The organism is Mesorhizobium australicum WSM2073, from assembly GCF_000230995.2.
In the GTDB taxonomy this organism is placed as follows: Bacteria; Pseudomonadota; Alphaproteobacteria; order Rhizobiales; family Rhizobiaceae; genus Mesorhizobium; species Mesorhizobium australicum.
Genome location: NC_019973.1, coordinates 5,362,611 through 5,389,598 on the forward strand (window position 1 = coordinate 5,362,611; position 26,988 = coordinate 5,389,598).

General features: G+C 65.2%; 24 protein-coding genes. 12 read left to right on the plus strand and 12 right to left on the minus strand.

Annotated features, from left to right (window positions below):
* The first annotated feature begins 183 nt into the window (after positions 1 to 183).
* Both MESAU_RS25820 and MESAU_RS25825 read left to right on the plus strand, forming a co-directional pair.
* Complete coding sequence (locus MESAU_RS25820) at positions 184 to 882, plus strand: GntR family transcriptional regulator (RefSeq protein ID WP_015318974.1); 699 nt, start codon at positions 184 to 186, stop codon at positions 880 to 882.
* Between the two features lie 242 nt (positions 883 to 1,124).
* Entirely contained in the window at positions 1,125 to 2,480 is a 1,356-nt protein-coding gene (locus MESAU_RS25825; RefSeq protein ID WP_015318975.1) for a glutamine synthetase family protein, read from the plus strand.
* A 5-nt stretch (positions 2,481 to 2,485) separates the two neighbouring features.
* On the opposite strand, the gene MESAU_RS25830 is transcribed toward MESAU_RS25825, so the two are convergent.
* Positions 2,486 to 3,346: a MurR/RpiR family transcriptional regulator gene (locus MESAU_RS25830; protein WP_015318976.1), complete on the minus strand. Its 861-nt coding sequence runs from the start codon at positions 3,344 to 3,346 to the stop codon at positions 2,486 to 2,488.
* A gap of 150 nt (positions 3,347 to 3,496) precedes the next feature.
* Between MESAU_RS25830 and murA the strand changes: the two genes are divergently transcribed.
* The 9 genes from murA (at position 3,497) to MESAU_RS25875 (ending at position 14,303) form a co-directional block, all read left to right on the plus strand.
* On the plus strand, positions 3,497 to 4,753 hold the full coding sequence (gene murA / locus MESAU_RS25835) for a UDP-N-acetylglucosamine 1-carboxyvinyltransferase (protein WP_015318977.1): 1,257 nt from the start codon (positions 3,497 to 3,499) through the stop codon (positions 4,751 to 4,753).
* Positions 4,750 to 5,631: a glucosamine kinase nucleotide-binding domain-containing protein gene (locus tag MESAU_RS25840; protein WP_015318978.1), complete on the plus strand. Its 882-nt coding sequence runs from the start codon at positions 4,750 to 4,752 to the stop codon at positions 5,629 to 5,631. The genes murA and MESAU_RS25840 overlap by 4 nt, the downstream gene beginning before the upstream one ends.
* A gap of 168 nt (positions 5,632 to 5,799) precedes the next feature.
* Positions 5,800 to 6,723 (plus strand): N-acetylmuramic acid 6-phosphate etherase, encoded by a 924-nt coding sequence (gene murQ / locus MESAU_RS25845; protein ID WP_041163516.1) that lies wholly within the window; start codon positions 5,800 to 5,802, stop codon positions 6,721 to 6,723.
* Between the two features lie 120 nt (positions 6,724 to 6,843).
* Positions 6,844 to 8,355, plus strand: a complete 1,512-nt coding sequence (locus MESAU_RS25850; protein WP_015318980.1) for an ABC transporter substrate-binding protein — start codon at positions 6,844 to 6,846, stop codon at positions 8,353 to 8,355.
* Positions 8,356 to 8,386: 31 nt separating this feature from the next.
* A complete protein-coding gene (locus tag MESAU_RS25855; RefSeq protein ID WP_015318981.1) occupies positions 8,387 to 9,346 on the plus strand; it encodes an ABC transporter permease in 960 nt (319 codons plus the stop codon).
* Positions 9,346 to 10,185: an ABC transporter permease gene (locus MESAU_RS25860; RefSeq protein WP_015318982.1), complete on the plus strand. Its 840-nt coding sequence runs from the start codon at positions 9,346 to 9,348 to the stop codon at positions 10,183 to 10,185. Before MESAU_RS25855 ends, MESAU_RS25860 begins: the two co-directional genes overlap by 1 nt.
* Positions 10,182 to 11,930, plus strand: a complete 1,749-nt coding sequence (locus MESAU_RS25865; RefSeq protein ID WP_015318983.1) for an ABC transporter ATP-binding protein — start codon at positions 10,182 to 10,184, stop codon at positions 11,928 to 11,930. Before MESAU_RS25860 ends, MESAU_RS25865 begins: the two co-directional genes overlap by 4 nt.
* 250 nt (positions 11,931 to 12,180) lie before the next feature.
* A complete protein-coding gene (locus tag MESAU_RS25870) occupies positions 12,181 to 13,188 on the plus strand; it encodes a serine hydrolase domain-containing protein (protein ID WP_015318984.1) in 1,008 nt (335 codons plus the stop codon).
* Positions 13,188 to 14,303, plus strand: a complete 1,116-nt coding sequence (locus MESAU_RS25875) for an anhydro-N-acetylmuramic acid kinase (protein ID WP_015318985.1) — start codon at positions 13,188 to 13,190, stop codon at positions 14,301 to 14,303. Before MESAU_RS25870 ends, MESAU_RS25875 begins: the two co-directional genes overlap by 1 nt.
* Here MESAU_RS25875 and MESAU_RS25880 read toward each other — a convergent pair whose 3' ends face one another.
* The 3 genes from MESAU_RS25880 to MESAU_RS25890 are packed head-to-tail and all read right to left on the minus strand — an operon-like array spanning position 14,304 to position 18,064.
* Complete coding sequence (locus MESAU_RS25880; RefSeq protein WP_015318986.1) at positions 14,304 to 14,729, minus strand: GNAT family N-acetyltransferase; 426 nt, start codon at positions 14,727 to 14,729, stop codon at positions 14,304 to 14,306.
* Positions 14,730 to 14,756: 27 nt separating this feature from the next.
* The gene (locus MESAU_RS25885) at positions 14,757 to 16,112 is read right to left on the minus strand and encodes a sigma-54-dependent transcriptional regulator (RefSeq protein WP_015318987.1); all 1,356 of its coding nucleotides are present in this window, start codon (positions 16,110 to 16,112) and stop codon (positions 14,757 to 14,759) included.
* Positions 16,109 to 18,064, minus strand: coding sequence for a sensor histidine kinase (locus MESAU_RS25890; protein WP_015318988.1), 1,956 nt, complete (start codon positions 18,062 to 18,064; stop codon positions 16,109 to 16,111). The genes MESAU_RS25885 and MESAU_RS25890 overlap by 4 nt, the downstream gene beginning before the upstream one ends.
* Positions 18,065 to 18,230: 166 nt before the next feature.
* Between MESAU_RS25890 and MESAU_RS25895 the strand changes: the two genes are divergently transcribed.
* The gene (locus MESAU_RS25895; RefSeq protein ID WP_015318989.1) at positions 18,231 to 19,559 is read left to right on the plus strand and encodes a dicarboxylate/amino acid:cation symporter; all 1,329 of its coding nucleotides are present in this window, start codon (positions 18,231 to 18,233) and stop codon (positions 19,557 to 19,559) included.
* A gap of 174 nt (positions 19,560 to 19,733) precedes the next feature.
* On the opposite strand, the gene MESAU_RS25900 is transcribed toward MESAU_RS25895, so the two are convergent.
* The 8 genes from MESAU_RS25900 to MESAU_RS25935 all read right to left on the minus strand — a co-directional run bounded on the left by MESAU_RS25900 (position 19,734) and on the right by MESAU_RS25935 (position 26,968).
* Positions 19,734 to 20,756 (minus strand): ROK family protein, encoded by a 1,023-nt coding sequence (locus tag MESAU_RS25900; RefSeq protein ID WP_015318990.1) that lies wholly within the window; start codon positions 20,754 to 20,756, stop codon positions 19,734 to 19,736.
* Positions 20,756 to 21,478 (minus strand): ribulose-phosphate 3-epimerase, encoded by a 723-nt coding sequence (locus tag MESAU_RS25905; protein ID WP_015318991.1) that lies wholly within the window; start codon positions 21,476 to 21,478, stop codon positions 20,756 to 20,758. Before MESAU_RS25905 ends, MESAU_RS25900 begins: the two co-directional genes overlap by 1 nt.
* On the minus strand, positions 21,475 to 22,305 hold the full coding sequence (locus tag MESAU_RS25910; protein ID WP_015318992.1) for an alpha/beta fold hydrolase: 831 nt from the start codon (positions 22,303 to 22,305) through the stop codon (positions 21,475 to 21,477). Before MESAU_RS25910 ends, MESAU_RS25905 begins: the two co-directional genes overlap by 4 nt.
* Positions 22,305 to 23,123 carry a sugar phosphate isomerase/epimerase family protein gene (locus MESAU_RS25915; RefSeq protein WP_015318993.1) on the minus strand — a complete coding sequence of 273 codons (819 nt, stop codon included), beginning with the start codon at positions 23,121 to 23,123 and terminating at the stop codon, positions 22,305 to 22,307. Before MESAU_RS25915 ends, MESAU_RS25910 begins: the two co-directional genes overlap by 1 nt.
* Positions 23,123 to 24,199 (minus strand): Gfo/Idh/MocA family protein, encoded by a 1,077-nt coding sequence (locus tag MESAU_RS25920; protein WP_015318994.1) that lies wholly within the window; start codon positions 24,197 to 24,199, stop codon positions 23,123 to 23,125. Before MESAU_RS25920 ends, MESAU_RS25915 begins: the two co-directional genes overlap by 1 nt.
* A gap of 4 nt (positions 24,200 to 24,203) precedes the next feature.
* On the minus strand, positions 24,204 to 25,025 hold the full coding sequence (locus MESAU_RS25925) for a sugar phosphate isomerase/epimerase family protein (protein ID WP_015318995.1): 822 nt from the start codon (positions 25,023 to 25,025) through the stop codon (positions 24,204 to 24,206).
* 197 nt (positions 25,026 to 25,222) lie between these two features.
* Positions 25,223 to 26,065, minus strand: coding sequence for a carbohydrate ABC transporter permease (locus MESAU_RS25930; protein ID WP_015318996.1), 843 nt, complete (start codon positions 26,063 to 26,065; stop codon positions 25,223 to 25,225).
* 6 nt (positions 26,066 to 26,071) lie between these two features.
* Positions 26,072 to 26,968 carry a carbohydrate ABC transporter permease gene (locus MESAU_RS25935; RefSeq protein WP_015318997.1) on the minus strand — a complete coding sequence of 299 codons (897 nt, stop codon included), beginning with the start codon at positions 26,966 to 26,968 and terminating at the stop codon, positions 26,072 to 26,074.
* Positions 26,969 to 26,988 lie beyond the last annotated feature (20 nt).

Here is a 26,988-nt window from a genome sequence, read left to right on the forward strand (position 1 = left end):
GGAAAGGAAGGCAGCCCGCCGCACCGCGCCGGCTCCGGCGGTTGGCTTGCCGCGCAACGATCGAAGCGTCTATCATGCCTGGTCAATCGGCGGCTTGGGTGTTCCCGCCGTGCCGGGCCTAAGCTTTGTCCGCGGCGCGTGTCGTCAGGTCATTTTCAGAACGGATGAAGGTGCGCCCCGCCAATGGCCGGCAGAACACATTTCGGTTTGACCGCCGTCGACACCGTGCCCTTGCACGAGAAGGTCTATCTGGAGCTTGTGCGAGCCCTGATGTCGGGCCAATTCCTGCCCGGCCAGAAGCTGACCTCGCGCAAGCTCGCCAGGGAACTCGGCACCAGCGACATGCCGGTGCGCAGTGCCTTCATGCGGCTGCAGGCATTGCGTGCACTGAGCCCGATGCCGAATGGCAGCGTCGAGGTGCCGGTGATCTCGGCCGAGCGATTCTCGCAATTGACCGCCGTGCGCACACTGCTCGAAGGCCCGGCGACCGAGCTTGCGACGAAACTGATCAACGGCAACAATCTGCGGGCGATCCGACGCCATTGCACGGAACTGACCCTGACGGCCCGCAAAGGCGATATCGGCGACTATCTCAGGAAGAACCACGATTTTAAGTTCTCGATCTATCGCCATTGCGGCAACGAGCAGATGATCTTCCTGATCGAGACGGTGTGGATGCAGGTCGGCCCGTTTCTCAGAAACCTCGCCGTGGGGTTCGAGGACGACCTCTCCTCCATCCTGGACATCGACTATCACGAGGAAGTCGTTGCCGCGATCGAGGCGCAGGACGGTGCGCGAGCGCGGGCGGCCATCGTTCGCGACATCGACGAGGGTGCTGCCCACATCCTGCGGCAGGTCAGATTCCCGGAAGCGAGGAGCTAGGCCGGTGTCTCCTGCACCCCAGATGCCGCTTGGCTTTCCCTTGCCTTGTCGCTATGTTGCGATCGCAGATCGCGCAATTGGTTCCTGAAATGCCTCCCGACATACCGGCTAACTGCTTGAAAAAATGAAGGAAACTTTTCCGACCGATGTCGGAGGTGCCTTCATGAACTCATCAGCTGCTTTGTCGTAGAAATAGGGTGCTCGCCTCAGACGCGACACCGCAGGGAACCAGAGGTTTGAAATTGGGCGATGCAATTGCGGACGTTTTGAACTGGCTTGAAAGCCGAAGCGACATCCAGAGCCTGAGGGCCGCGGTGTGCGACCTCAACGGCATCATGCGGGGAAAACGCATCCCCGTCGAGCAGGCCCGCAAGGCGCTGGAGGGCAAGCTGCGCATGCCCTACTCGCTGATCGGGCTCGACGTCTGGGGCGAGGACATCGAAGGCAACAGCCTGGTCTTCTCGACCGGCGATGCCGATGGCCTTTGCCAATGGACGGGTCGCGGCATTCTGCCGGTGGAATGGACGGCGCATCCGACGGCGCTCGTCCCGCTCTGGCTCGCCGATGAGAGCGGAGCGCCCTATCTCGGCGACCCCCGGCGGGCACTGGCCCGCATCCTCGATCGCTACAAGGCGCTCGGCCTGACGCCTGTCGCGGCGACCGAACTCGAATTCTACCTGGTCGATCCGCAATCGCAGCGGCCGGTCGGGCCGGTCTCGCCGGTCACCGGGCGGCGCCTCGATTCCGACGCGGCGCTGTCGATCGACGAGATCGACGATTTCGAAGCCTTCATCCACGACATCTATGAAGCCTGCCGCGCGCAAGGCATTCCCGTCGATACGGCAATCGCCGAAAACGGCGTCGGCCAGTTCGAGATCAACCTGAACCATGTCGCCGACGCCTTGCGGGCCGCCGACGATGCGGTGTTGTTCAAGCGCACGGTGAAGGGCATTGCCCGCAAGCACGGCTTTGCCGCCTGCTTCATGGCCAAGCCCTATGGCGACCGCGCCGGCAACGGCTTCCATGTCCATTTCAGCCTGGTCGACGCCGATGGGCGCAACGTGTTCGACGACGGCACCGACCAGGGTTCCGACACCATGCGACACGCGGTCGGCGGGCTGCTGGCGGCGATGGCCGAAAGCACGCTGGTGTTCGCGCCGCACTTCAATTCCTACCGCAGGCTGCGCCCGAGATCCTACGCGCCGACCGCGGTCGCCTGGGGTTACGAGAACCGCATGGTCGCGATCCGCATCCCCGGCGGCCCGACCGGCGCGCGCCGCATCGAACATCGCGTCTCGGGAGCCGACGCCAACCCCTATCTCGTGCTTGCCGCCATACTGGGCGCCGCGCTGATCGGCATCGAGAAGCAGATGTCGCCGGGCGACCCGGCGGGGAATGACGGGCAAGGCGTTGCCCCGGCCAAATTGCCGCCGGACTGGGCGTCGGCGATCGCAACCTTTGAAGGCGGGACGCATGTGGCGGAGATCTTCCCGGCGATCCTGCGCGACTCCTTCGTCGCCTGCAAACGCCAGGAATTGAATACGTTTGCCCTCAACGTCAGCGATTTCGAGATCGAGACCTATCTCGAAAGCGTCTGAGGCCTTTACGACGAGCGCTCGGCCTTCAGCACCGTGACCGCCGCCTCGCTGTTGTGAACGTAGTCGTTGGCGTCGGGCTGCTTCTGTACCAGCAGGATGAACAGAAGGTCGGTCAGCGTCAGCTGCGCGTCGCGCGCGGTGATGGAGGAAGAGCGCGCGCGTTCCTCGTCGGCGAGGGTGTAGAGGCGGATGTCGGCGACGCGGCTCAGCGGATTGTCGTGCAGGCCGGTGACGGCGATCACCGTCGTGCCACGCTTGCTGGCAAGCTCCGCGATACGCAAGGTTTCGATGCTGGCGCCGGAATAGGACAGCGCGAACAGCACATCGTCAGGCCCGAGCGTCGAGGCGTTGGCCATCTGGATGTGGCTGTCGCTGTCATGCAGCACATTGCGGCCGAGCTTCATCAGCTTGTATGAAAAATCGCGCGCCACCAGCGAGGAGGCGCCGACGCCGACCAGATGGATGCGCCGCGCGCCATCCAGCAGGTCCAGCGTCCTGGAAAGGATGCGCTCGCTGTTGGCGGCGACGGTCTGCTGCATCGACAGCAGCTTGCTGCCGATCAGCTTCTTCAGGATGACCGGAAAACCGTCACCCACCTCGATGGAGCCGTGGATGACGCCGGCCGGCACCTGCCAATCCTGCGCCTTGGCCTCGCTGACGGCGAGCTTGAGCTCCTGATAGCTGTCATAGCCGAGCTTCTGGCTGAACTTGACGACGCTAGACTGGCTGCGGCCGATCTCGGCCGCAAGCGCGGCCGTCGACAGCCGCAGCATCTGGTCGGGATTGTCGATGATATAACGGCCGATCTCGCGATCGCCGGGCGCCATGCCGTCGAGCTCGGCACTGATCCTGCTTAAGACGGACACGGAAACCCCTCGCTCTTCACTGCAAGACGAGGAATAAATTATTCCAATTTTGATTGACAGCCAAGAACGCAGAATTAATTCTCGACCGACCCGAGGTCATCGCTCGGGATCCCGGGCAGGTCACCGGACGTGGCCGTCAAGGTTTCAGCCATGGACAGATTGCGGATCGTCGGCGGACAGAGACTGGAAGGCGCGGTCACCATATCGGGCGCCAAGAATGCCGCTTTGCCGCAGATCGCGGCCGCTCTTCTCAGCCCCTACCCGCTGGAACTGACCAACCTGCCCGATGTGACCGACGTCGAAAACATGCTCGGCGTGGTGCGACTTCACGGCGCCGAAATCACCCGGTCCGCCCATGCCGCCACAATCGACACAAGTACCGCCGTTTCCAAGGAGACCTCCTACGACACGGTACGGAAAATGCGGGCGACGGTGCTCGTCCTGGCGCCGTTGCTGGCGCGGTTCGGCCATGCCCGGGTTTCGCTGCCGGGCGGCTGCGCGATCGGCGCGCGGCCGGTCGACATGCATGTCGCCGCACTCGCCGCGCTTGGCGCCAGGATCGCCGTCGAGAACGGCCTGATCGTCGCCTCGGCCCCGAACGGGCTGACCGGCACGCGCATCGTGCTCCCCTCGCCATCGGTCGGGGCGACGGAAACCGCCATGATGGCGGCGACCGCGGCCAAGGGCGAAACCGAGATCCTGAACGCGGCGCGCGAGCCGGAAGTGGCCGATCTCGCCGCCTGCCTCGTTGCCATGGGCGCGCGCATCGAAGGCGCCGGCACGCACCGTATCCTGATCGCGGGCGACACCGGCTGGCACGCCGCCAGGCACGACATCATCCCCGACCGCATCGAGGCCGGCACTTATGCCATCGCGGCCGCCATCACCGGCGGCCAGCTCGAACTGACGCACGCCCGGCTCGAGCACATGGCCTCGGTGGTGCAATTGCTGGAGGCGACCGGCGTCAGCGTCTGGCCAGGCGACCGCGGTCTGATCGTCTCGCGCGACCGGCCGCTCAAGGCCGCGGATCTGACGACGGAACCCTATCCGGGCTTTCCGACCGACCTGCAGGCGCAATTCATGGCGCTGATGTGCTGCGCCCAGGGTGCGTCGCTGCTGCGCGAAACCATCTTCGAGAACCGCTTCATGCATGTGCCCGAACTGATGCGGCTCGGCGCCAACATCAAGCTGCAAGGCACCATGGCGCTGGTGCGCGGCGGCGAGAAATTGCACGGCGCGCAGGTGATGGCCACCGATCTGCGGGCTTCGGTGTCGCTGGTGCTGGCGGCGCTGGTCTGTGAAGGCGAGACGACAATCAACCGCGTCTATCACCTCGACCGCGGCTACGAGCAGCTGGACCGCAAGCTGCGCCTGTGCGGCGCCGATATCGAGCGGCTGGGCGCATGAATACCGAAGCGGATTATTTTCTCGGCGTCGACGGCGGCGGCACCGGTTGCCGCGCCCGTCTCGAGGACGCGCAAGGCACGGTGCTGGGACAGGGCCTGTCGGGGCCGGCGACGACGCGGCTCGGCATCGAGGCAGCCTGGACCTCCATCGCGAAAGCTTTCGGCGCGGCGATCGAGGAAGCAGGTTTCGCGCCAGCCGAAACCGCCAAGATCCATGCCGGCATCGGCCTTGCCGGCATCGGCCGCAAAGGCGCGCTTGAGGCGTTGCGGGCAATCGCGCATCCCTTTGCCAGCATCGACTTCGTCAGCGACGGCATCGGTGCCTGCCTTGGCGCGCATTCCGGCCGGGACGGCGCCATCGTCATCGCCGGGACCGGCTCGATCGGCCTCGGCTTCGTCGAGGGCCGCGACCTGCGCGCCGGCGGCTACGGGTTTCCGATCTCCGACGAGGGCAGCGGCGCCGACCTTGGATTGAAAGCCGTGCAACTGGCATTGCGCGCCCATGACGGCCGCCACGAGCGCACGGCGCTGCTGGCGGAGGTCATGCAGCGCTTCGCGGGCGACCCCATGGAGGCTGTCGCCTGGATGGACCGCGCCAGCGCCACGGACTATGCCGCGCTTGCACCCATGGTGATGCGCCATGCCGACCAGGGGGATCCCGTTGGGCGCCGCATCGTGCAAGGTGCCGCCGAACAGATCGACACGCTGGTGCGGGTATTGTTCGAAAAAGGCGCGCTGCGCGTGACGTTGCTGGGCGGCCTCGCCAGCCCGCTGGAGCCCTGGCTTTCTCCCGATGTGCGCCGCCGCCTGAAGCCCGCCGACGGCGACGCCGTATCCGGCGCGATCATTCTTGCCAAGCGTTCGGTTTGCAAGGGATAGCCAGCACGGGCAGGAATAAAATATTCCAAATCTCTGTTGACGATGTGAATATCAAATTCTAAAAAGTTAACAAAGAAAAACTGCGATGACAGACCCAAGGTCCGTCTGCACTGGTTGCCAGTCGAGCGATGCCGGGCGCCGTGTGGCAGAACTTTTGAAAGCGCTGGGATGACCGAGCAAGGGTTGATGTCTGAGCTGGATCGCTTGGTTTCCGAGGGTCGGAACCCAAGGACCGTCGACATCGATCTGCTGCCGACCCTCGACGTGCTGCGCAGGATCAATGACGAGGACAAGATCGTCCCAGCGGCCGTCGAAAAGGTGCTGCCCGAGATTGCCGCCGCGGTGGACCGGATCGTGCTTGCCTTCGAGAGGGGCGCACGCCTCATCTACATGGGCGCCGGCACCAGCGGTCGGCTTGGCGTGCTCGACGCTTCGGAATGCCAGCCGACATTCGGCGTGCCCGAAGGCATGGTGGTCGGCCTGATTGCCGGCGGGTCCGACGCGCTGGTGCGCTCGCTCGAAGGCGCCGAGGATGACCCGAAGACGGGCGCCAAGGCCTTGCAGGGGATCGGACTCACACCCGACGACGTGGTGGTCGGCATCGCGGTCAGCGGACGCACGCCCTATGTCATCGGCGGGCTGACCCATGCCAGGCAGATCGGCGCAACGACGGTCGCCCTCTCCTGCAATCCGGCATCCACCATTGCCGGTATCGCCGACATCGCGATCTCGCCCGTCGTCGGCCCCGAAGTGCTCACCGGCTCGACCCGGCTGAAATCGGGAACCGCGCAGAAGCTGGTGCTCAACATGCTGACCACGGCCTCGATGATCCGGATCGGCAAGAGCTACCAGAATCTGATGGTCGACCTGAACCCATCGAACAGGAAGCTGGTGGCCCGGGCGATCAGGATGGTCATGCAGACGACCGGCTGTACCGCGCCGCAGGCGCGGCAGGCGCTCGACCGGACCGGCAAGGACGTCAAGTTGGCGATCCTGGTGACCATCACCGGCCTCGACGTGGACGCGGCGCGGGCCGCTTTGTCCAGGGCCGGAGGGTTCCTGCGAAAGGCGATCGGCGACGAAGCAACCTGAAGCCACTTTAGACAAGACGGCGTCAAGCCGCATAGACTGGGCCGACACTCCATAGCATGTGTGCCTTGGAAGCGGTCCTCGGAAACTGCAAGGCACCGAGTTCAATAATGGGAGACGAGAATGGTTCATCTTACAAGAAGGCTGCTTTCGGGCATCACCCTTGCCGCGATGCTCGGCATCGCGACGGTTTCGGCGCAGGCGGCGACGCTGCACATGGCCTGGTCCCAGGACGCCACCGGGCTTGATCCGCACAAGCAGACGGCCTTTTCCTCGCTGCGGCTTTTGGAGCTGATCTATGAGCCGCTGGTGCGCGTCGACGCCAGCCTGCGGATCATTCCCGCCATCGCCTCCTCCTGGGAGTTTTCGAAGGACGGCAAGGGGCTGACCTTCAAGCTCGATCCCAAGGCGAAATTCCAGGACGGCACCGCCGTGACATCCGCCGACGTCAAGGCGTCGTTCGAGCGCATTCTCGACGAGAAGACCGGTGCCGCCGCCCGCGCCAACTTCCTGTCGATCGCCAGCATCGACACGCCGGATGCGGCGACCGTCGTGTTCCACCTGTCGCAGGCCGACGCGCCGATCCTGACGGCGATGAGCGACGTCAACGCGGCCATCGTTCCGGTGGCCGAGATCAAGGCCGGCTCGATCGGCACCAGGACGGTCGGTTCGGGGCCGTTCAAGCTCGACAAGTGGGATCCCAACGCCAAGGAAGTCTTGAGCGCCAACAAGAACTGGGCCGGCGGCGCGACCGGCGTCGACGGCATCGAGATCAGTGTGCTGCCCGACGAGGCGGCGATCCTCGCCGCCATGCGCACCAAGCAGATCGATTTCGCCTTGCTCAACGATCCGCTCGTCGCCACGCTGGTGCCGAAGGAAGCCAACTTGCAATTGAACCGCGTGCCGGTGCTGGCTTACAACGTGCTGCAGCTCAACCCGTCGCGGAAGCCGATGACCGAGCTCAAGGTGCGCCAGGCGATCTCCTGCGCTATCGACCGGCAGGAGGTGCTGGACACCGCCGCGCTGGGCGAAGGCAAGGTCACCGGACCGCTGACCATCCCGGCGCTGGCCACCGATCCCAGCCAGTTGTTCTGCTACAAGCGCGATGTCGAAAGGGCCAAGAAGCTGATGGCCGAGGCCGGCTTTGCCGACGGCTTTTCGGCGACCGTGATCGGCGCCACGGGCGAGCCGCCGACGGCAGCGGCCGAAGCCCAGGTCATCCAGTCGCAGCTCGCCGAAATCGGCGTCAAACTCGATATCAAGATGATGGAGCTCAACGTCTATGTCGACGCCTGGCTGAAGGGCGATTTCGACATGGCGATCGCGCTCAATGGCGGCCGGGCCGACCCCTATACCATGTACAACCGCTACTGGACCAAATCAGGCAATCTGCAAAAGGTGGCGAACTACATTGACGACACGCTCGACAGCCTGATGCAGCAGGGCCGCGCAGAGACCGATCCGGCCAAACGCAAAGCGATCTTCGCCGAATTCGAGAAGCACCTCGCCGAAATGTCGCCGTGGATCTGGCTCTACACCTCCTATAGCTATACGGCGCAACAGAAGAACATATCCGGGTTCGTGCCGACGCCGACCGGCACGCTGTTCAGCCTGAGCAAGGTGACGATCCAGTAGCTTCGGCAACGGGACGAGAGGTCTTCCTGGCGTGAACTATCTCCTGCGACGGCTGGCGACGTTTCCTCTCGTGCTGCTTGGCGTGTCCATCCTGGTCTTCGTCGCGATCCGGATGGTGCCTGGCGATTCGATCACGGCGATGCTGGGAACCGAGGCCGGCCTGCTGACGCCGGCGCAGCGCGATGCGCTCGCCGCCTATTTCGGCATCGACCAGCCCTGGTTCGTCCAGTACTGGCGCTGGATCGGCGGCATCCTGCACGGCAACTTCGGCATATCCGTCACCTATGGCAGGCCGGTTCTCGACGTCATCCTCGAGCGCTTCCCGCTGACCTTGGAGCTGGCGCTCCTCTCTATGATCATCGCGCTCCTGGTCGGCATGCCGGCGGGAATCTACGCCGCCACCCACAGCGAGAAGCTGTCCGACCTCGGTGTGCGCGTCGTCGCCATGATCGGCCAGTCGACGCCGAGCTTCGTGCTTGGCCTGTTGATCATCTACACGCTGTCGGCGGGCTTCGGCGTGCTGCCGGCGATGGGCGAATTCGTGCCGCTCTGGCAGGATCCCTTGCGCAATCTCAGCCAGTTGATCCTGCCCGCCATCACGCTCGGCTTTGCCTTCGCGGCATCGGTCACCCGCATTGCGCGCTCGGCAATGCTCGACGTGTTGAGCGACGATTATGTGCGCACCGCGCGCAGCAAGGGCGCTTCGGCGCGCAGCGTCATCTGGCGGCATGCGCTTCCCAATGCACTGATCCCGGTGGTGACGCTGAGCGGCATAGAATTCGGCTACCTCCTGGGCGGCGCCGTCATCGTCGAGCAGATCTACGCCCTGCCCGGCCTCGGACGCATGGTGCTCGACGCGATCCTGCAGCGCGATTACGCGCTGGTGCAGGGCAGCGTGCTGTTCATCGCCTTCAACTTCATGATCGTCAATCTCCTGGTCGACCTCGCCTATGTCGCGCTCGATCCGCGCATCCGGCTGGGGGAACAGTGATGCACATCCTGCGTGCCATCTTCGGCCATGGCAGCGGCCGCATTGGCGGCGTCATCGTGTGCGTCTATCTGCTGCTTGCCATCCTCGGCCTGCTCGGGCTGACGCCGCACAATCCGATCACGCAGTACCGTATCGACCGCCTGCATGCGCCCAGCGCCGCCTACTGGATGGGCACCGACCTGTTCGGCCGCGACGTCGCCAGCCGCCTGATGGCGGGCATCGGCCAGTCTTTTACCGTCGCCTTCTTCTCGGTGGCCTTCGCGGCGCTTGCCGGAACGATCCTGGGGTTGGCCGCCGCCTGGCTCGGGCGCCGCTGGGACGGCGTCGTGATGCGGATCATGGACGTGCTGCTGGCCTTCCCGGCGATCCTCCTGGCGCTGCTCATCGTCACCGTTGCCGGCCCCGGCACCTGGACCAGCGTCGTTGCCATCGGCATCGTCTACACGCCGATCTTCACCCGCGTGGTGCGCGGCCCCGCGCTGTCGCTCAAGACACGCGAATTCGTCGATGCCGCGCGCACCTTCGGCAGCAGCTCAAGCTACATCGTCACGCGCCACCTGCTGCTCAACCTGGTGGCGCCGCTGACCGTACAGGTGACGCTGGCACTGGCCTGGGCGCTGCTGACCGAAGCCGGCTTGAGTTTTCTCGGCCTCGGCACGCAGCCGCCCGCCGCGTCGCTCGGACTGATGCTGAGCGACAGCCGCAACCTGATGGAGACGGCACCCTGGCTGATGATCTTCCCGGGCCTGGCGATCATGATCAGCATTCTCGGCTTCAACCTTCTGGGCGACGCCTTGCGCGACATCCTCGACCCGAGGATGCGGAGCGCGTTCGCATGACCCCGCTCTTGTCAGTCTCGGACCTGCGCGTCGGCTTCGGCCGCGACCCCCGGGCCAACGAGGTGGTGCGCGGCGTCGGTTTCGATATCGCCGATGGCGAGACGCTGGCCATTGTCGGCGAAAGCGGCTCGGGCAAGTCGGTGACGGCGCTGTCGATCAACCGGCTCGTCGATTTCGGTGGCGGCCGCATCACTGGCGGCTCGATGAAGCTCAAGCGGGCCAATGGGACCGTCTTCGAGTTGACGACCGCGACCGAACCGCAACTGACCGGCATTCGCGGCGCCGAGATCGGCATGATTTTTCAGGAACCGATGACCTCGCTCAACCCGGTGCTGACCATCGGCACCCAGATCGAGGAATCGTTCCGCCTGCATCGCGGCCTGACCGGCCGGCAGGCTACTGCGGCAGCCAAGGACGCACTCGACCGCGTGCGCATTCCCGATGCCGCAAGGCGGCTGAAATACACGCCCAACCAGCTGTCCGGCGGCATGCTGCAGCGGGTGATGATCGCCATTGCACTGGCCTGCAACCCGCGCCTGCTGATCGCCGACGAGCCGACGACGGCGCTCGACGTTACCGTGCAGGCACAGATCATGGCGCTGCTTGCCGAGCTGAAGCGCGAAAGCGGCATGTCCGTCATCTTCATCACCCACGATATCGGCCTGGTTGCCGGCATCGCCGACAAGGTGATGGTGATGCAGAACGGGCAGGCCGTCGAACAGGGTGAGCTCAACCGGATCCTCGACAGCCCCCAGCATCCCTACACCCAGCATCTGCTGCACGCCGTGCCGCATTTCGCCAGCGGTCGCGCGACGCGCTCGGATGGGCAACGCGACAACGGCGCGAGCGCCGAACCGGCCTTGAAGGTCGATGGCCTCCTGGTTCGGTTTCCCCTCAAGAGCAGTTTCTTCAGCCGCGCCACCGGCGCGGTGCATGCCGTCGACGGCGTCGATTTCGACCTGATGCACGGCGAGACGCTGGCCATCGTCGGCGAGAGCGGTTCGGGCAAATCCACTGCCGCCAAGGCGGTGCTAGGGCTTGTGCGGCCGGCGCGCGGCGGCTTCTCGGTCGGCGCCCGAGCGGCCTCGCCGAGGCGCAGCGCCAGGCCCATACAGATGGTGTTCCAGAACCCTTATGCCTCTCTCAATCCAAGGCTGACGATCGAGAGCATTCTGGCGGAACCCGTGATCGCCACCGGCGGCCGGGTGGATGCCGAAACGCGGGCCAGAATGGCGCGCCTGCTGGAACGCGTCGGCCTGCCCAAGAACAGCCTCGAGCGCTATCCGCATGAATTCTCCGGTGGCCAGCGGCAAAGGCTGTGCATTGCGCGCGCGCTGATGCTCAACCCGTCCGTCGTGGTCCTCGATGAAGCAGTGTCGGCGCTCGATGTGTCGGTGCAGGCCAAGGTGCTGGAGTTGCTGGTCGACCTGCAGCGCGAGTTTGGGCTGGCCTATCTGTTCATCTCGCATGACATGGCGGTGGTCGAGCGGATCGCGCACCGCATCGCCGTCATCTATGCCGGCCAGATCGTCGAGATCGGCGACGCACAGTCCGTGCTGTCGAAGCCGAGACATTCCTATACGAAGAAGCTCATATCAGCCGTTCCGGCTATCGACCGTCGGCGCGAGCATTTCGAGATCGACACACGCCAGGTGCCTTCGCTGGTGCGCCCGCCAGGGTTCGAGCCGGCGCCGGCGAAGTGGGAGCGGTTTGGCGGGGATCACATGGCGAGGGTGGAGGTGTGATGGACGGTGCACTGGGATATGCAAGGTCGGCGGGACAGCACCCCCCTCTGGCCTGCCGGCCATCTCCCCCGCAAGGGGGGAGATTAGCAGCTTCGGCATCCCGCCCCTTCCTGCGACGTCGGCGATTGGCGAAAGCCGCTATTACGGCCAATCTCCCCCCTTGCGGGGGAGATGTCCGGCAGGACAGAGGGGGGTGCGAAGGATCGCCGACTTTTCCGTTTGACGACATGCCCACGTGCGGTGGCCGGCATTGAGCCCCCTTGCCCAGCTCTTCGATCGCGCGTTCCAACCGCTCGCAGCGGCAGTGGCGGCCAAGCGCATTCCCGGCGGCGTGCTCGGCCTCGTCGGTGGAAATGGCGAGCGCATCACCAGAGCGATCGGCTCCGCGCAGCTTGTGCCTAAGGTCAGGCCGATGACTGTTGAGACCTGGTTCGACCTGGCGTCGCTGACCAAGGTGATCTTTACCACGCCGCGTATCCTGGCGCTGGCGCAGGACGGCATCATCGATCTCGACGCGTCGCTGATTTCCCTGCTTCCCGACCTTCGCCAGTATGACGCGAACGCATGGGAGCGGAAGGTGACCTTTCGCCAGTGCCTGGGCCACCAGACGCCCTTCCCGGCCGTCGAGCCGATCTACACCTATGGGCGCGACCGCGAACTGCTGCGCGCCTTCATCCTGCAGCGGGAATGGCGGGCGCGCGACCCTGTCTATTCCGACATCAATTTCATCCTGCTCGGCTTTGCGATGGAGCGGCTGTCGGGCAAGAGCATCCGCGCCATGGAACCCGGCCCAGGCTTTGCCTGGTTCGCGGAACCCGATGCCGCCGCGGCGACCGAGGACTGCACCTGGCGCCATCGCGTGCTGTCCGGCGAGGTCCACGACGACAATTGCTCGGCGCTGCAGGGTGCGGGTCATGCCGGCCTGTTCGGCACAGCTGCTTCGGTGCTCGATTTCGCCTGGGGATTGCTGGACGGAACCGGCGCATCCGAACGGTTGATCGCGCTGATGCGCGAGCCCCTGTCGGCCACCCGCACCCATGGCTGGGAGCGCCCTTACCAAGGCTGGTCCGGCGGTGCGCTGTGCGGTCCGGGAACGATCGGCCACACCGGCTTCACCGGCACAGGATTGTGGATCGACTTCGACAAGGGCAAGGCGTGGACCTTGCTTACCAACCGGATCCATCCGACACGTCATTTCGACAGCGGCATCGTTCAGCTTCGGCAAGCGGTCGGCGACCTCATCAATGGAGCTCAATGATGGAACCAATCTGGGCCGTCGGCCTGATGACCGGCACGGTGCTTGACGGCAACATCGATGTCGCCCTGATCAAGACCGATGGCGAGCGGATAGACGATTTCGGCACTTACCGGCTGATGCCTTATCCCGCGTCGATCCGGTCGCTGCTGGAAGAGACGCTGGCGGCGGCGCGGGCCTGGAATTTCACTGGGCCGGAACCTGCGATTTTCCGCAAGGCCGAAGAGGCGCTGACGCGCGCGCAGTCGGCGGCGGTGAAGGAACTCGTGAAAGGTTACGGCATGACGATGGCCGAGATCGGGGTCGTCGGCTTTCACGGCCAGACAGTGCTGCATCGCGCGCCGCAGGTCGGACGGCTCGGCCAGACCCGGCAGCTCGGCGACGGCGAGCTCATGCATGCCATCCTCGGCACCAAGGTCGCCTATGATTTCCGCTCGGCCGACATGCGCGCCGGCGGACAGGGCGCGCCTTTGGCCGCTGCCTATCACACCGCGCTGATGCGCGGCGCCGGCGCCAGTGGCGAGGTGGCGGTACTCAATCTCGGCGGCGTCGCCAACATCACCTGGTGGGACGGCGCCGACAATGTCATCGCCTTCGACACCGGCCCCGCCAACGCGCCGCTCAATGACTTCATCAAATCGAAGGGGCTCGGCGAAATGGACCGCGACGGCGCGCTTGGCGGCGCGGGAAAGGTGGACGAAGCCCGGCTCGCCAAGCTGTTGCAGCATCCCTATCTGACCAAGGCCTATCCGAAATCACTCGACCGTTTCGATTTCGGCGCGGCCATGGCCGACGGCCTGAGCGCCGAGGATGGCGCGGCCCTGCTCACCGCCTTCACCGCGTCCGCTGTCGGCAAGGCGCTCGACCTTCTGCCCAGCCGGCCGAAGAAGCTGGTGGTCAGCGGTGGCGGTCGCCACAACCCGACAATGATGGCGATGCTCGCCAGCCGCGCCGGGGTCGAGGTCGTACTGGCCGAAAGCCTCGGCTGGAGCGGCGACGCGGTGGAGGCGGAGTGTTTTGCCTTCCTCGCGGTTCGCGTGCTGCGCGGCCTGCCGATCAGTTTCCCGAGCACGACGGGCGCGCCGCGGCCGATGCGCGGCGGAAAGCTGGCTGGCTGATCAGTCGACCAGTTTCTTCCGCAGGAAGATGCGGCTGCGGCCGACAGGGAAATCGGCCAGCGTCCCGAAAGGCTGGTAGCCTTGCCTCTGATAGACCTTGGCGGCGTTGGGATTGAATGTGTCGATCCAGGCGTTTTGGCAGCCGCGCGCCACGGCTTCGCGTTCGGCCGCGTCGAGCATCCGGCCTGCCATGTGCTGGCCGCGCAGCCTTTCGTCGACCCACAGCCACTGCACGTAGAGCCAGCCCCAGGCGGTGTAGCCTGAAATGCCGGCGACGATCGCCCCGATTTCGTCGCGCACGAACACCGCCAGCGCCTTCTTTTCGGACGCGCCGACATCGCCGTCGTTGAACGCCGTCAGCCGCTCACTGAGAAAGGCGAGTTCTTCCGGCAGGGGATCGGCGGTCGTTTCAAGTGTCGTGTTCATGGCTTTCGCGATACTCGCTTGGAAAGATCAAGAGGGACGGAAATCAGATGCGGCGATGCCATAGCGCTTGAGCTTGTCGTAGAACGTCTTGCGCGGCACGCCGAGCGCGTCGATGGCGCCGCGCACGTCGCCGCCATGGTCGCGCAGCGCGTCGCGGATGAGCTGCGCCTCGTAATGCCCGACCCGCTCCGGCAGTGCGGCGGCAGGCACTGGCAATCGTGCGGGCGAGAACCTGGTTTCGTCATCGGGACCAAGACCGAGCGCGACGCGATCGGCGAAATGGGCGAGTTCGCGCACATTGCCCGGCCAGTCGTGCGACTGGAGATGATGGCTCACGGCGGCGTTCACCTTGGCGACTGGCCGGCCAAACCGTTTCGCCGCCTTGCCAAGGAAGTGGCCGAACAGCATCTCGATATCGCCGCGCCGCTCGCGCAGCGGCGGAATGCGCAGCGTCACCACGTTGAGGCGGAAATAGAGATCCTCGCGAAAATCGCCGCGCTGGTCCTGCCGGCTGAGATCGACCTTGGTCGCCGCGACGACCCGGAGATCGAGGCGCCTTGTTTCGTTCGAGCCGAGCGGGGTGAGGCTGCGCGTCTCCAGCACCCGCAACAACTTGACCTGCAGGGCCGGCGGCATGGATTCGATCTCGTCGAGGAACAGCGTGCCGCCGCTGGAATGCTCTATGCTGCCGATCCGCCGTCGCTGCGCCCCGGTAAACGCGCCGGCCTCGTGGCCGAACAGCTCGCTTTCGATGACGGTCTCGGGCAGAGCGCCGCAGTTCAGTGCCACGAACGGCTTTGCACGCCGCCGGCCCCACCGGTGCAGGAGGTCGGCCACCACTTCCTTGCCGGTTCCGGTCTCGCCCTCCACCAGCACGTCGACGTCCATGTCGGCGATCTGGCGCAAGGTCTCGCGCAGCCGCCTTATGGCCGGCGCTTCGCCGATCAACGGCATGCCGTCCGCGGCAAGTGCGGCGGCTTCGCGGAGCCGCCGGTTTTCCATCACCAGCCGCCGCTTCTCCGATGCACGCTTCAGCGCCTCCACCAGACGCTCCCCCGCATAGGGTTTCGGGATGAAATCATAGACCCCATCCTTGAGCGCGGCGACCGCAAGATCGACATCGCCATGCCCGGTGACCAGGATCACCGGCAAGTCGGGATCAACAGCCTTGACGCGGTCGAAGAGTTGCAGCCCATTCATGCCGGGCATGCGGATGTCGCTGACGACCACACCCTCGAAGTCCCTGTCGACGACACCAAGCGCTGCCTCGGCGGCGTCGAGCCCGATCACCGTGAAGCCGGCAAGTTCGAGCAGTTGCGTGGTGGCATGCAGCAGATCCGCATCGTCGTCGACAAGCGCGACCAGCCCCGATCCCTGCGTCATTCGATCCGCCTCAAGTCGATGGTGAAGGATGCGCCGCTGGCGGTGTCGGGGTCGAGCCGCAGCGTGCCGCCCAATTCTTGGGCGATCTCCTGCGAGATCACCAGGCCAAGGCCAAGCCCCTTCTCCTTGGTGGTCTGGAACGGCATGAACAGATTGGCGGCCGCGTCCGGCTGGAGGCCGGGCCCATTGTCGCGCACCGAAATCAGCACGCGGTCGCCGCGTTCGGCGAGGTCGATCTCAATGCGGGGATCAGGCCGGTCCTTCATGGCGTCCAGCGCGTTCTGCAACAGGTTCACGAGGATCTGCTCCAGCCGGATGCGGCTTGCCATCACCAATGGCGATGCGGTGCCGCGCGGCTTGACGATGGTGACGCCGGAATCGCGGATGCGGCCGGACAGCAGCGACAGCGCGCCCTCGATCGCCTCGCGTACCGGCAAGGGCGAGGCAGCGACGCCAGGCCGTCGCGCAAAGGTGCGCAGCGTGCTGGTGATCGCGCCGATGCGCTCGGTCATCGAGACGATCGAGGTCAGGTTGCCGCTTGCCGGTTCGGTCTTGCCGGCCTCGAGAAAGCGGCGGGCATTCTCGGCATAGGTGCGGATGGCGGCGACCGGCTGATTGATCTCATGCGCCACGCCGGCGGCGATCTGGCCGAGGATGGAGAGCCGGTTGGCCTGGGCAAGATCGTCGCGCAGCCGGCGGACCTTGGCCTCGGCGTTTTCGCGCTCGGCGATTTCGCCGGCAAGGGCCGTGTTCGATCGCGTCAGTTCGGCGGTCCGGGAACTGACCCGGCTTTCGAGTTCGGCATTCATGCGCGCCAGCGCCTCCTGCCGCAGCCGGCGTGTGCGCCGGCGCCGGGTGAACACATAGGCAAGCAGCCCCATCAGCAGCAGCCCGAGCAGTGTCGTCAGGCGCGCCGTGTTGGCGGCGGCGGTCAAGGCGGCATCGGCGGGCGTCAGCAGCCACAGGCGCCAGCCGGGGACGGCACCGGGCAAGTCCTGCACCACCTCGACGAACCGGCGCGATTTTCCGGCTTCTTCGATCGTCGCCAGGCCGTCACCGGCGCCACGCCGTATCGGCAGCGGCTCGAAGGCGGCGTCGACCAGTTGAAGCTGGTCATGCGCCGCGGCGGCATCCGCGGCGGAGAGCGGCGCCAGCGCATGGAACCGCCAGTCGGGCTGGCTGGTGGCCAGAACGACGCCGCGCTCGTCGGTGACGAAAACGAGAAAGCCGCTCGCCCGCCAATTGGCTTCGACACCGCCGAGTTCGACCTTCAGAACCGCGACGCCAAGCGGTTTGCCACCGTCGTCGACACGGCCGGCAAGGTAGAGTCCCGGCTTGCCGCTGATCGTGCCGAGGCCATACTGGCTGGCCGCGCCCTTGGCCATCGCATCGGTGAAATAGTGGCGAAAATTATAATCGATGCCGACAAAGCTGTCCGGCTGGCCGGCATTGCTGGCCGATATCGCCATGCCCGCCGTATCGATGACATAGATGGCCGAGGCCGACGCATCGCCGGCTATGGCCTTCAGCTTGGCGTCGAGCGCTGTTTCCTCGACTTTCCCGGCACGGCGCAGCGCATCACGCACCGCATCGTCGCGCGCCAGCACCAGCGGCACGAGACGTTGCTTTTCGATTTCGCCGGTCAGGGTTCCGGCCGCCAGCGGCAAGGCGGCCAATGCCCCGTCGCGCAGGTCATCGGCGGCCTGACCCTCGGCGATGCGCCCGGCGGTGGCAACCGCGCCGGCAAGCAGAGCGAGCGCTATTGCCGCAAACAGCCAACGGCCGCGCAGGCGCGCTACCGCTTCGCGCAGCAGGTCGCGGCCGGCAAACCCCGGGGATCCGCTATCGATGCGCTGTTGTGGCGTCGGCCCTCTCCCTTTGCTCCCCGGCTTTGCCCCCAGTCTAATGCGAAATTCCGCCCAGGCAAATAAGACCTGTGCGGAAATCCGCACAACTCTCCGTCAAAGGCAAGGCAGGAACGGCTGAACCCAGGGATTCCGGCCTGTCCGGCATCTGGCACAGCGTTTGCAAACATCCGTGCAGCGGCGGGCGACCGGAACGCCGCGATGGGAGAAGTTACGCAGGGCGGGTTCCGTCCATCCGGCCAGGGAGAGTTCGATGCATATCGCAGACCAATCCGCCGCGCCCGCCGCGCAGCGCAAGCCCCTCTATGCCCAGCTCTACGTGCAAGTGCTGGTGGCGATCACCGTCGGCATCCTGCTCGGCCATTACTATCCGTCGATCGGCGAGAGCATGAAGCCGCTCGGCGACGCCTTCATCAAGCTGGTCAAGATGATCATCGCCCCGGTCATCTTCCTGACGGTCGCAACCGGTATCGCCGGCATGAGCGACCTGCAGAAGGTCGGCCGCGTCGCCGGCAAGGCGATGCTCTATTTCCTCACCTTCTCGACGCTGGCGCTGATCATCGGCCTTGTCGTGGCCAATGTCGTGCAGCCAGGCGCCGGCTTCAACATCGATCCGGCGACGCTCGACGCCTCGACGGTCAACACTTACGCGGCCAAGGCACATGACCAGTCGGTCACCGGCTTCCTGATGAACATCATTCCCGGCACGATCGTCGGCGCCTTCGCCGACGGCGACATCCTGCAGGTGCTGTTCTTCTCGGTCCTGTTCGGCATCGCGCTGGCGCTGGTCGGCGACAAGGGCACGCCGGTGCTCAATTTCCTGCAGGCGCTGATGGCGCCGATGTTCAAGCTGGTCAGCGTGCTGATGAAGGCAGCCCCGATCGGCGCGTTCGGTGCGATGGCCTTCACCATCGGCAAATACGGCATCGGCTCGGTCATCAACCTCGCCATGCTGGTCGGAACCTTCTACGCGACCTCGTTCCTGTTCGTGTTCGTCGTGCTCGGTGCCGTCTGCCGCTACAACGGCTTCTCGATCCTGTCGCTGATCCGCTACATCAAGGAGGAGCTGCTTCTGGTACTGGGCACCTCGTCGTCGGAAGCAGCCCTGCCCTCGCTGATGGAGAAGATGGAGAAGGCCGGCGCCAAGCGCTCGGTGGTCGGACTGGTCATCCCGACCGGCTATTCCTTCAATCTCGACGGCACCAACATCTACATGACGCTTGCCGCTCTGTTCATCGCCCAGGCGACGAACATCCATCTGTCGATATCAGACCAGATCCTGCTGCTGCTGGTGGCGATGCTGTCGTCCAAGGGTGCCGCCGGCATCACCGGGGCAGGCTTCATCACCTTGGCCGCCACGCTTTCGGTGGTTCCCTCGGTGCCGGTCGCCGGCATGGCACTGATCCTCGGCGTCGACCGCTTCATGTCGGAATGCCGGGCGCTGACCAACTTCGTCGGCAATGCGGTGGCGACGCTGGTCGTGGCGCGCTGGGAAGGCGAACTCGATGAGGCCAAGCTGGCGAGAGCGCTGGCTGGGAGCGCCGACGACAGCCTGCCGGCGGACATCGTTCCCGCCGAGTGATCCACCGTTTCATACGACGGATAATGGCCGCAAGCACGCCGCTTGCGGCCATGGTCATGTTTCATCGCTATCAGACGGCTTTGCGCAGCGGTGGCACGGCCTTGCCACCCCCCGCGAAGGGGTCGCAGCGCGACGGACCGGCTTGCGGCGAGACAGGGCCGCGCAAGCTTGAGCTCAGCCGTTGAAGTCCTTCCGCGTGTCCGGATATGTGCTTGGGCCGACCGGCATGGGAGCCGCCAACGTGCCCAAATCATCGGACAGGACGAGGCTCGCCGCGCCGACCAGCCCGGCGTGGCGGCCGAGCTGGGCCTGGACGACCGGCACGTCGCGATAGGCGCGCATGGCGCGCTGGCGGATGGTCGCCCCGATGACGGGCGCCATCAGGTCGAGGCCATTGGCGATGCCGCCGCCAACGACCAGCACGTCGGGCGAATAGAGGTGCAAAAGGTTGGTGAAGCCGACGCCCAGCCAGCGCGCCTCCTCCTCGAGCAGAGCCAGAGCGAGGTCGTCCTGCAGCCCTGCGGCCTCGACCACGTGGCGACCCGTGACCTCGGCGTTGGCCGAGAGGCGGCGCAGCGTCGAACCGTCCAAAGGAGACGTTGCGGCATTGGCGCGGCGGCCGAGCGCGGTTCCCGAAGCGATCGCCTCGAAGCAGCCGACGACGCCGCACACGCAGCGCTCGCCTTCGTTGGTGATGGTCATGTGGCCGATCTCCGCGGCAAGACCGCGACGGCCGTGCAGGATGCGTCCGTCGGCGACGACGCCACCGCCGATCCCGGTCGAGACGGTGACGAAGACCAGGGAGCGCGCACCGTGGCCGGCGCCGAAGCGCCATTCGCCGAGCGCTGCCGCATTGGCGTCGTTCTCCAGCCGCACCGGCAGGCCGAGCCGCCGCTCGAGGATGTCGGCCAGCGGCACGTCCTGCCAGCCGGCCAGCGTCGGCGGTCCGACGGCGATGCCGGCCAGCGGATCGAGCGGGCCCGGCGCGCCGACGCCGACGCCGAGGATCGACAGCCCCGGCGCTTCGGCATGAATGGTCGCGGCCAGCGCCTCGATCTGGCCGATCACCACGTCGGGGCCGGCCTGCGCCTGCGTCGGCACAGCCGCGAAGGCCAGGATCTTGCCGTCACGGTCGACCAGGGCGGCACGAAGCTCGGTGCCGCCAAGATCGATCGCGAGGGCGACTTCAATGCTCATCAGGCCGCGACCTTCAGACCACGCAACCAGCCGATGCGGCCGGCGAGATCCTTGTCGCCGAAAGCGAGCGAACCGAGCACCACGGTCTCGGCGCCGGCGGCGCGCAGCAGCGGCACGGTTTCGTGGCGGATGCCGCCATCGGCGGCGAGCACCACGGCCGACTCACGACCAGCGTTCCTCAGGATGGCGCGGGCTTCGCCCAGCCTGTCACAGGCCTTCTCCGACAGGCCCTGGCCCTTGACGCCGATCGCGGTTCCAAGAAGCGTGACGAACGCCACTTCGGAGACGAAAGGCTTCATCGCCTCTACAGGGGTCTCCAGCCTCAGCACGACGCCGGCCTCGGCGCCGAGTTCATGCGCCAGCCGCACCGCGCGCAGACCCGCCTCGCCGTTCTCGGCATGGACGCTGATCATGTCGGCGCCGGCCTCGATGAACTGGCGCGTCTGTTCTTCGACGATTGCTTGGTCGACCATCAGATGGACGTGGATGGGCCTGGCCGTCAGTTTGGCGATACGGGCGACGAGATCGGGGAAGAACAGGAAGGACGGCGCGAAATGGCCGTCCGCGACGTCGATGTGGTGCATATCGGCATAGGGTTCGATGCGCTGCAAGTCGCTCTCGAAATTGGCGAGATTGGCCGACCACGATGAGAATTCGGCGATCAGACGGTCGCGCGGCAGTGCGGCAATGGCGGCCGGGCCTGACAAAGGTTTCGAGATCATGATTGGTCCTGGTTGTTGAAATTTCTATCGAGAAAGCCGCCGATGGCGGCGCGGATTTCGGTGAAATGGCGATCCTTGTCGAGGGCTTTCGGCGTCACCTCGGTGAGGGCGGCGCCGGGGATGGTCTCAGCCAGTTCGCGGGCGGTCGCCAGGGGATGGACGAGGTCTATGCCGCTGCCGACGACGAGCGTCGGGATTGCGAGGCCGGTCGCCATCGCCCGCGTCACGCCAGGCCCGTCATTGGCGATCGCCTGCATCACCTCGGCAAAAACGCTCGCGTTGTCACGCGCGAAGAAGCCGAGCAACGAGGCGAGATTGTCCGGCGCCTCGCTGCGAAAGCGGGCCGCCGTTGCCGAAGCCGCGAAGATGTCGCGCGCCTCTTCCAGCGGGTGGTCGCGGATGAGTTCCGCCACTTCGACGTAAGGGCGCATGTTTTGCGGGGCCGCGTCGAAGGTCCAGGCCGGGCGCACCAGCACAAGAGCGGTGACGCGAGCCGGGTGGCGGGCCGCCAGGTGCAGTGCAATGGCGGCGCCCATCGAGATGCCACCGGCAACGAAGCGCTCAATGCCAGCTGCATCGGCAGCGGCGAGCACATCGTTGGCGAACATCCCGATCGAAAACGGACGCTTGCCGCCGGCACCTGAGCCGCCCTGCGCGCGGCATTCCACAGTCAGCCGGCGGCGCGACGGACTGTCGGGAAAGTTCAGCGCCACCTGCGCGGCATCGCCGCCGAGGCCATGCTGGAAGACGATGGGAAGCCCCTGCCCCGTGTCGAAGACGTGGAGCGCAGCGTCGTCGCGCAGCATGATCGTCGGCGCGGCACCCATCAGAGCAGCCCCCGCAGGATGGTTGCGACGCCAGGAGCCTCGTCGGCGGACAAGCCGTGGGTGACGAGCGCGCCATCGAAACCCACCCCCTTCAGCCGCGCGACGAAATCCGGGAAGTCGACGACACCCTGGCCTGATGTGGCGAAGCGGCCGTCGGCAAAACGATCCTTGGCGTGCGCCATGGCGATGTGGCCAGCGGCCTCATCGATCGCGGCGGCGACGATGGCTCTCGCTTCATCGGGCTTTGCATGCTCGAACAGGTTGGCGGGGTCGAGCACGATCTTCAGATGCTTCGAACCCATCTCGGCGATCAGCCGGGTCGCATCCATGGCCGAGGTGACGATGTTGGCCTGCTCGGGCTCGATACCGAGATCGATGCCGGCCTCCTCGGCCAGCGCCAGTGCCTTCGCCATTTCGACGGCCATGTCGAACCAGGCCGACGGATCGGCATTGTCGGGATGGTATGCCCATTGGTCGGCTGCGTTGCGCGAGCCGGTGCAGAGCGTCACCAGTGGGATGTCGAGCTTGGCTGCAGTGTCGATGACCACCGCCAGGCGCCTCAGTCCGTCGTCGCGCGCAGCCTTGTCAGGATGCGCCATGTTGTAGGTGCCCGACAGCGCGGCCAGCGAAACGCCTGACGATCGCGCGGCGGCACCAGTGGCGGCGACGGCATTCGCCGGCACGGCATCCGGCATCGACGGCAGGCCGGCGCAGGCGAGATTGAACTGCGTCGTCTCGTAGCCGGCCTGCTTCACGGCAGCCAGCACGGTGGCCGGGTCGGTGCCCGCAAATGTCTTGGCGAAGATGCCGAGGCGCATCAGGCCGCACCCGAAACCGAGGCAAGCTCGATCCGCTCGCCAGTCTCGACAGAGCGCGCAATTGCCACCATGGCGCGGATCGACGCAATGCCGTCCCCGACATTGGCGCCGCGCATCGGCGCGCCGGTGAGCACGGTGTCGGCAAGGCCCTCGAGCTGGCGACGGAAGAAGTGGCCGTCGGCACCAAGCGGTTTTCGCGAGGTCGCGTCCTTCTCATGGAAGATGTCGACCTCGCTGGCGCGGAAATACCAAGGATTGAAGGTTTTGGCGATGACGGAACCGTTCTCGCCATAGAGCTGAAACCCTTCGTGCCAGTCCATGCGCACGGCGACGGTGAGGTCGAGATGGCCGAGCGCGCCGCTGGCGAATTCGGTTTCGACGAACCAGCAATAGGCGCCGAAGCGCTCGTTGAGGCGGGCGCGCACGGCAACGATGTCGCCACAGAGGAAGCGGGCGGTGTCAACCAAATGCGATCCGTGCGCCAGCATGAAATATCGCCTGAGATCAGCCTTGGGATTTCCGCCGGGCTTTTTTGCGAGCTTGCTGGTGACTGGCAGCGGCTGCACGGCGTCGGTGTTGGTGTAGCGGTGGGTGGAGTCGCAATACCAGGCCTTCAGTGCCAGCACCTCGCCCATCTCGTCGCGAACGAAGTCGCGGGCGGCCTCCAGCGCCGGATCGAAGCGCTTCATGTGGCCGACCTGCAGCACCTTGCCGGAGCGCTTGACCGCCTCTGCCAAGGCCTCGCCTTCCTCGACCGAGGTACCGATCGGCTTTTCGCAGAGAACATGCTTGCCGGCATCGAGCGCCTTGATCGACATTGGCACGTGATAGGCATCCGACGTGGCGACGATGACTGCTTCGAGCTCGGGATCTGCGAGCATGGCGTCATAGTCGGCATACATCTTCTTTGGTTCATAGGTGGCGCCCATGCGGGCGAGCAAATCGGGTGCCGCATCGCAGATGGCGTAGAGGTCGGCATTGCCGGCCTTGACGCAGGATTCCAGATGCGCGAACTGGGCGATCGGGCCGCAGCCGAGCACACCGACCCTGAGGCGTCTGTCCTGTTTCTTGATCATCGTCTCAGGCCCCGTAGCCGCGCATCGTCCGGCGGTTGGTCTTGACCGCGCCGGCCGGATCGGCGGCGGCGGTGTCGGATTCTTCTTCCAGCACCAGCCAGCCGTTGAAGTTCGGCGCGGTACCGGCGATCTCGATGACCTTAGGCGTGTCGCAGACGCCTTGGCCCAGCATCGCCCAGGTGCCGTCGGCATCGACGTCCTTGAGGTGGATGTAGCGGATGCGGTCGCGGTAGGTGGTGAGCGTGTCGGCCATGTCCCTGTGGCCGCGCAGGATGTGACCGGTATCCGGCACCCAGCCGACCAGATCGGGGTCGAGCAAGGCAAAAATCGCGTCGTAATCGGCGCGGTCGAACAGCAGCGTGTTGTGGTGCGAACTCGGATGCACCGCCACCTGGACACCCGCCTTGCGGCCGAGTTCGCCGGCCTTGTTGTAAACCTCGGCCGCGACAGCGAATTTGTCGTGGCGTGGCCCGTCGGAGACGACGGTGGCCGAGCCCATCGACACGAGCGCATCGGGAAAGTTTGCCACGAAATCGATCCAGCGCCTGGCGGTTTCGAGATCGGTGCCGATCCCGTTCTTGAGCGTGAAGCCGCTCCTGGAGCCGAAGGCGAAGGAAATGAGCGCCAGACCGGACGACTTCAGCGCGGCGGCGAACTCGGTGGGTTTGCCGGCATAGTGGCCGATCATGGTGTCGGTGATCTCGATGCCGGCATAGCCACCATCGGCGATCGCCTTCAACAGATCGTCGGGGCCGCCGGTGAACCGGTCTCCCAGCATTTCCCAGGTGAAGGTCTGGCAGCCGACTTTGAGGTCTTTCACGTTCATCCTTTCATTCCTTGATCCCGCCCATTCCTTGATGCCGCCCTGCGTCAGCCCTTCGATGATGGAAGAACGGCACGAGTGCAATCAGCGGAACGGTGACGACGGCGGAGGCGCGGCGATATCGCCCGCCAGCAGACAGGGTCCAATCATCCATTGCAACACACGGACCCTGCTCCGTCAGTCTCCTTGGGATGGACATCCTACTTGACCGAGCCCGCGGTCATGCCGGCGAGGAAGAACCTCTGGGCAACGAGGTAGATGAGCAAGAGCGGTAGCGAGCCGAGCACGCTCATCGCCATCATCTGGTTCCATTCGAAGGCGTGCTGCCCCATCAACAGCTGTATGCCGATCGGAACGGTGCGCATGGAGGTCGACTTCGTCAGTGTCAGCGCAAAGAGAAACTCGTTCCAGCATAACAGGAAGGTGTAGACCGACGTCGCCACGATACCAGGCAGTGAGATCGGCACGATTACCCGCCAGAGCGCCGTCCAACTGGTGCCGCCGTCAACGGCAACGGCTTCATCGAGATCGCGTGGCAACGTGTTCAGGTACCCTGTCATCAGCAGGATCGCATAGGGCAACGTAAACACCAGGTAGGTCAGGATCAGCGCGACATAGGTGTCGAAGATGCCGTACGAGACGACAAGCCCGAAGAAGGGGATCAGAAGCGTGATCGGAGGGATCGTCTGCGTGCTGATGATGAGTGTGTTCAGAATGCCCTTGCCGCGGAAGTTGAAGCGGCTGAACCCATAGGCCGCCAGCAAGGCGATCAGCACCGTGAGCACGGTCACCGCCCCCGCGACGAAGTAGCTGTTGAAGAAGAAGCGCAGCTTTACCGGGTCGCCAAGGATGGCCGCATAGGCTTCCAGGGTGAAGGCCTTCGGCAGGATGGTCGGTGGCAGGGCAAAGATTTCGGTATTCGACTTGAACGAGCTGCTGAGCATCCAGTAAATCGGGAAGGCTGCGAAGAACAGCCCTGCCGCAAGAGCAACATGCAGCGCGACGGTGGTCAGTTTGTCCTTGCCGGAGTTCCGTTTCCTCATGGCGTCCTACCTGGCCCGCTGATAGCGAATATAGAACAGCGTCAGGCCGAGAGAGATCAGCAGGATGACCACGGCGCTCGCCGATGCCTGAGACAGGTTGTAGCTCGAAAACGCCAGCTTGTAGGTGTAGGTGCTGAGGACCTCGGTCGCGTAGATCGGGCCGCCGCCCGTGGTGATCCAGATCAACGGGAAGACCTGCATGGTCCAGATGAAGTCGAGCAGCGAGATGCTGATGATGATCGGCATCAGCTGCGGGATGGTGATGAAGATCAGCTTCTGGTAGGCTTTCGCCCCGTCGATATCGGCAGCCTCGTAGAAGTCCTTGGGAATGCCTTGCAGGCCTGCGAGCAGGCTGACCATGAAAAGTGGGTAGCCCGCCCAGATATTGGCGAAAGTGACGGCATGCAGCGCGGTCTCGGGCGAGGAAAACCACTCGACCTTGGAACCGATGATGCCCATCTGCATGAGGATGCTGTTCACGACGCCGTTCGGCTCAAGCAGGAGGCGCCAGATCACGGCGATGATCACCGCGGTGAACAGCCAAGGCAGTATGTAGAGCACGCGCAGTACATTGCGCAGCGTCGGATTGATGCGGTCGCTGTTCAGCATGAGCGCGAAGATCATGCCGATGGTCATGTGGAAAACCACACTCATGCATGTGAAATAGAGCGTATGCCACAGCGAAGCCCAGAACACCGGATCGTCAAAGATCGCCTGGTAGTGCTTTAGCCCGGCAAAGGATGGATCACGACGCAGGACCGCGCTGTTCTGAAAGGAATAGGCAATCACCGTAACCATCGGCAACAGCATCAGGAGCCCGACTATGAGCAGCGAGGGCGACAGATAGAGATAAGGTGTCACGGCTCGCTTGAGCTTGTGATGGGAGCGCTTCTGCCGGGTCATAGGGCCAACCTCGCGACAAG

Coding starts and splice junctions, on each gene's coding strand:
- MESAU_RS25820 (WP_015318974.1), top strand. CDS start 184: ATGGCCGGCAGAACACATTTCGGTTTGACCGCCGTCGACACCGTGCCC.
- murA (WP_015318977.1), top strand. CDS start 3,497: ATGGACAGATTGCGGATCGTCGGCGGACAGAGACTGGAAGGCGCGGTC.
- MESAU_RS25840 (WP_015318978.1), top strand. CDS start 4,750: ATGAATACCGAAGCGGATTATTTTCTCGGCGTCGACGGCGGCGGCACC.
- murQ (WP_041163516.1), top strand. CDS start 5,800: ATGACCGAGCAAGGGTTGATGTCTGAGCTGGATCGCTTGGTTTCCGAG.
- MESAU_RS25850 (WP_015318980.1), top strand. CDS start 6,844: ATGGTTCATCTTACAAGAAGGCTGCTTTCGGGCATCACCCTTGCCGCG.
- MESAU_RS25860 (WP_015318982.1), top strand. CDS start 9,346: ATGCACATCCTGCGTGCCATCTTCGGCCATGGCAGCGGCCGCATTGGC.
- MESAU_RS25865 (WP_015318983.1), top strand. CDS start 10,182: ATGACCCCGCTCTTGTCAGTCTCGGACCTGCGCGTCGGCTTCGGCCGC.
- MESAU_RS25875 (WP_015318985.1), top strand. CDS start 13,188: ATGGAACCAATCTGGGCCGTCGGCCTGATGACCGGCACGGTGCTTGAC.
- MESAU_RS25880 (WP_015318986.1), bottom strand. CDS start 14,729: ATGAACACGACACTTGAAACGACCGCCGATCCCCTGCCGGAAGAACTC.
- MESAU_RS25885 (WP_015318987.1), bottom strand. CDS start 16,112: ATGACGCAGGGATCGGGGCTGGTCGCGCTTGTCGACGACGATGCGGAT.
- MESAU_RS25895 (WP_015318989.1), top strand. CDS start 18,231: ATGCATATCGCAGACCAATCCGCCGCGCCCGCCGCGCAGCGCAAGCCC.
- MESAU_RS25900 (WP_015318990.1), bottom strand. CDS start 20,756: ATGAGCATTGAAGTCGCCCTCGCGATCGATCTTGGCGGCACCGAGCTT.
- MESAU_RS25905 (WP_015318991.1), bottom strand. CDS start 21,478: ATGATCTCGAAACCTTTGTCAGGCCCGGCCGCCATTGCCGCACTGCCG.
- MESAU_RS25910 (WP_015318992.1), bottom strand. CDS start 22,305: ATGGGTGCCGCGCCGACGATCATGCTGCGCGACGACGCTGCGCTCCAC.
- MESAU_RS25915 (WP_015318993.1), bottom strand. CDS start 23,123: ATGCGCCTCGGCATCTTCGCCAAGACATTTGCGGGCACCGACCCGGCC.
- MESAU_RS25920 (WP_015318994.1), bottom strand. CDS start 24,199: ATGATCAAGAAACAGGACAGACGCCTCAGGGTCGGTGTGCTCGGCTGC.
- MESAU_RS25925 (WP_015318995.1), bottom strand. CDS start 25,025: ATGAACGTGAAAGACCTCAAAGTCGGCTGCCAGACCTTCACCTGGGAA.
- MESAU_RS25930 (WP_015318996.1), bottom strand. CDS start 26,065: ATGAGGAAACGGAACTCCGGCAAGGACAAACTGACCACCGTCGCGCTG.
- MESAU_RS25935 (WP_015318997.1), bottom strand. CDS start 26,968: ATGACCCGGCAGAAGCGCTCCCATCACAAGCTCAAGCGAGCCGTGACA.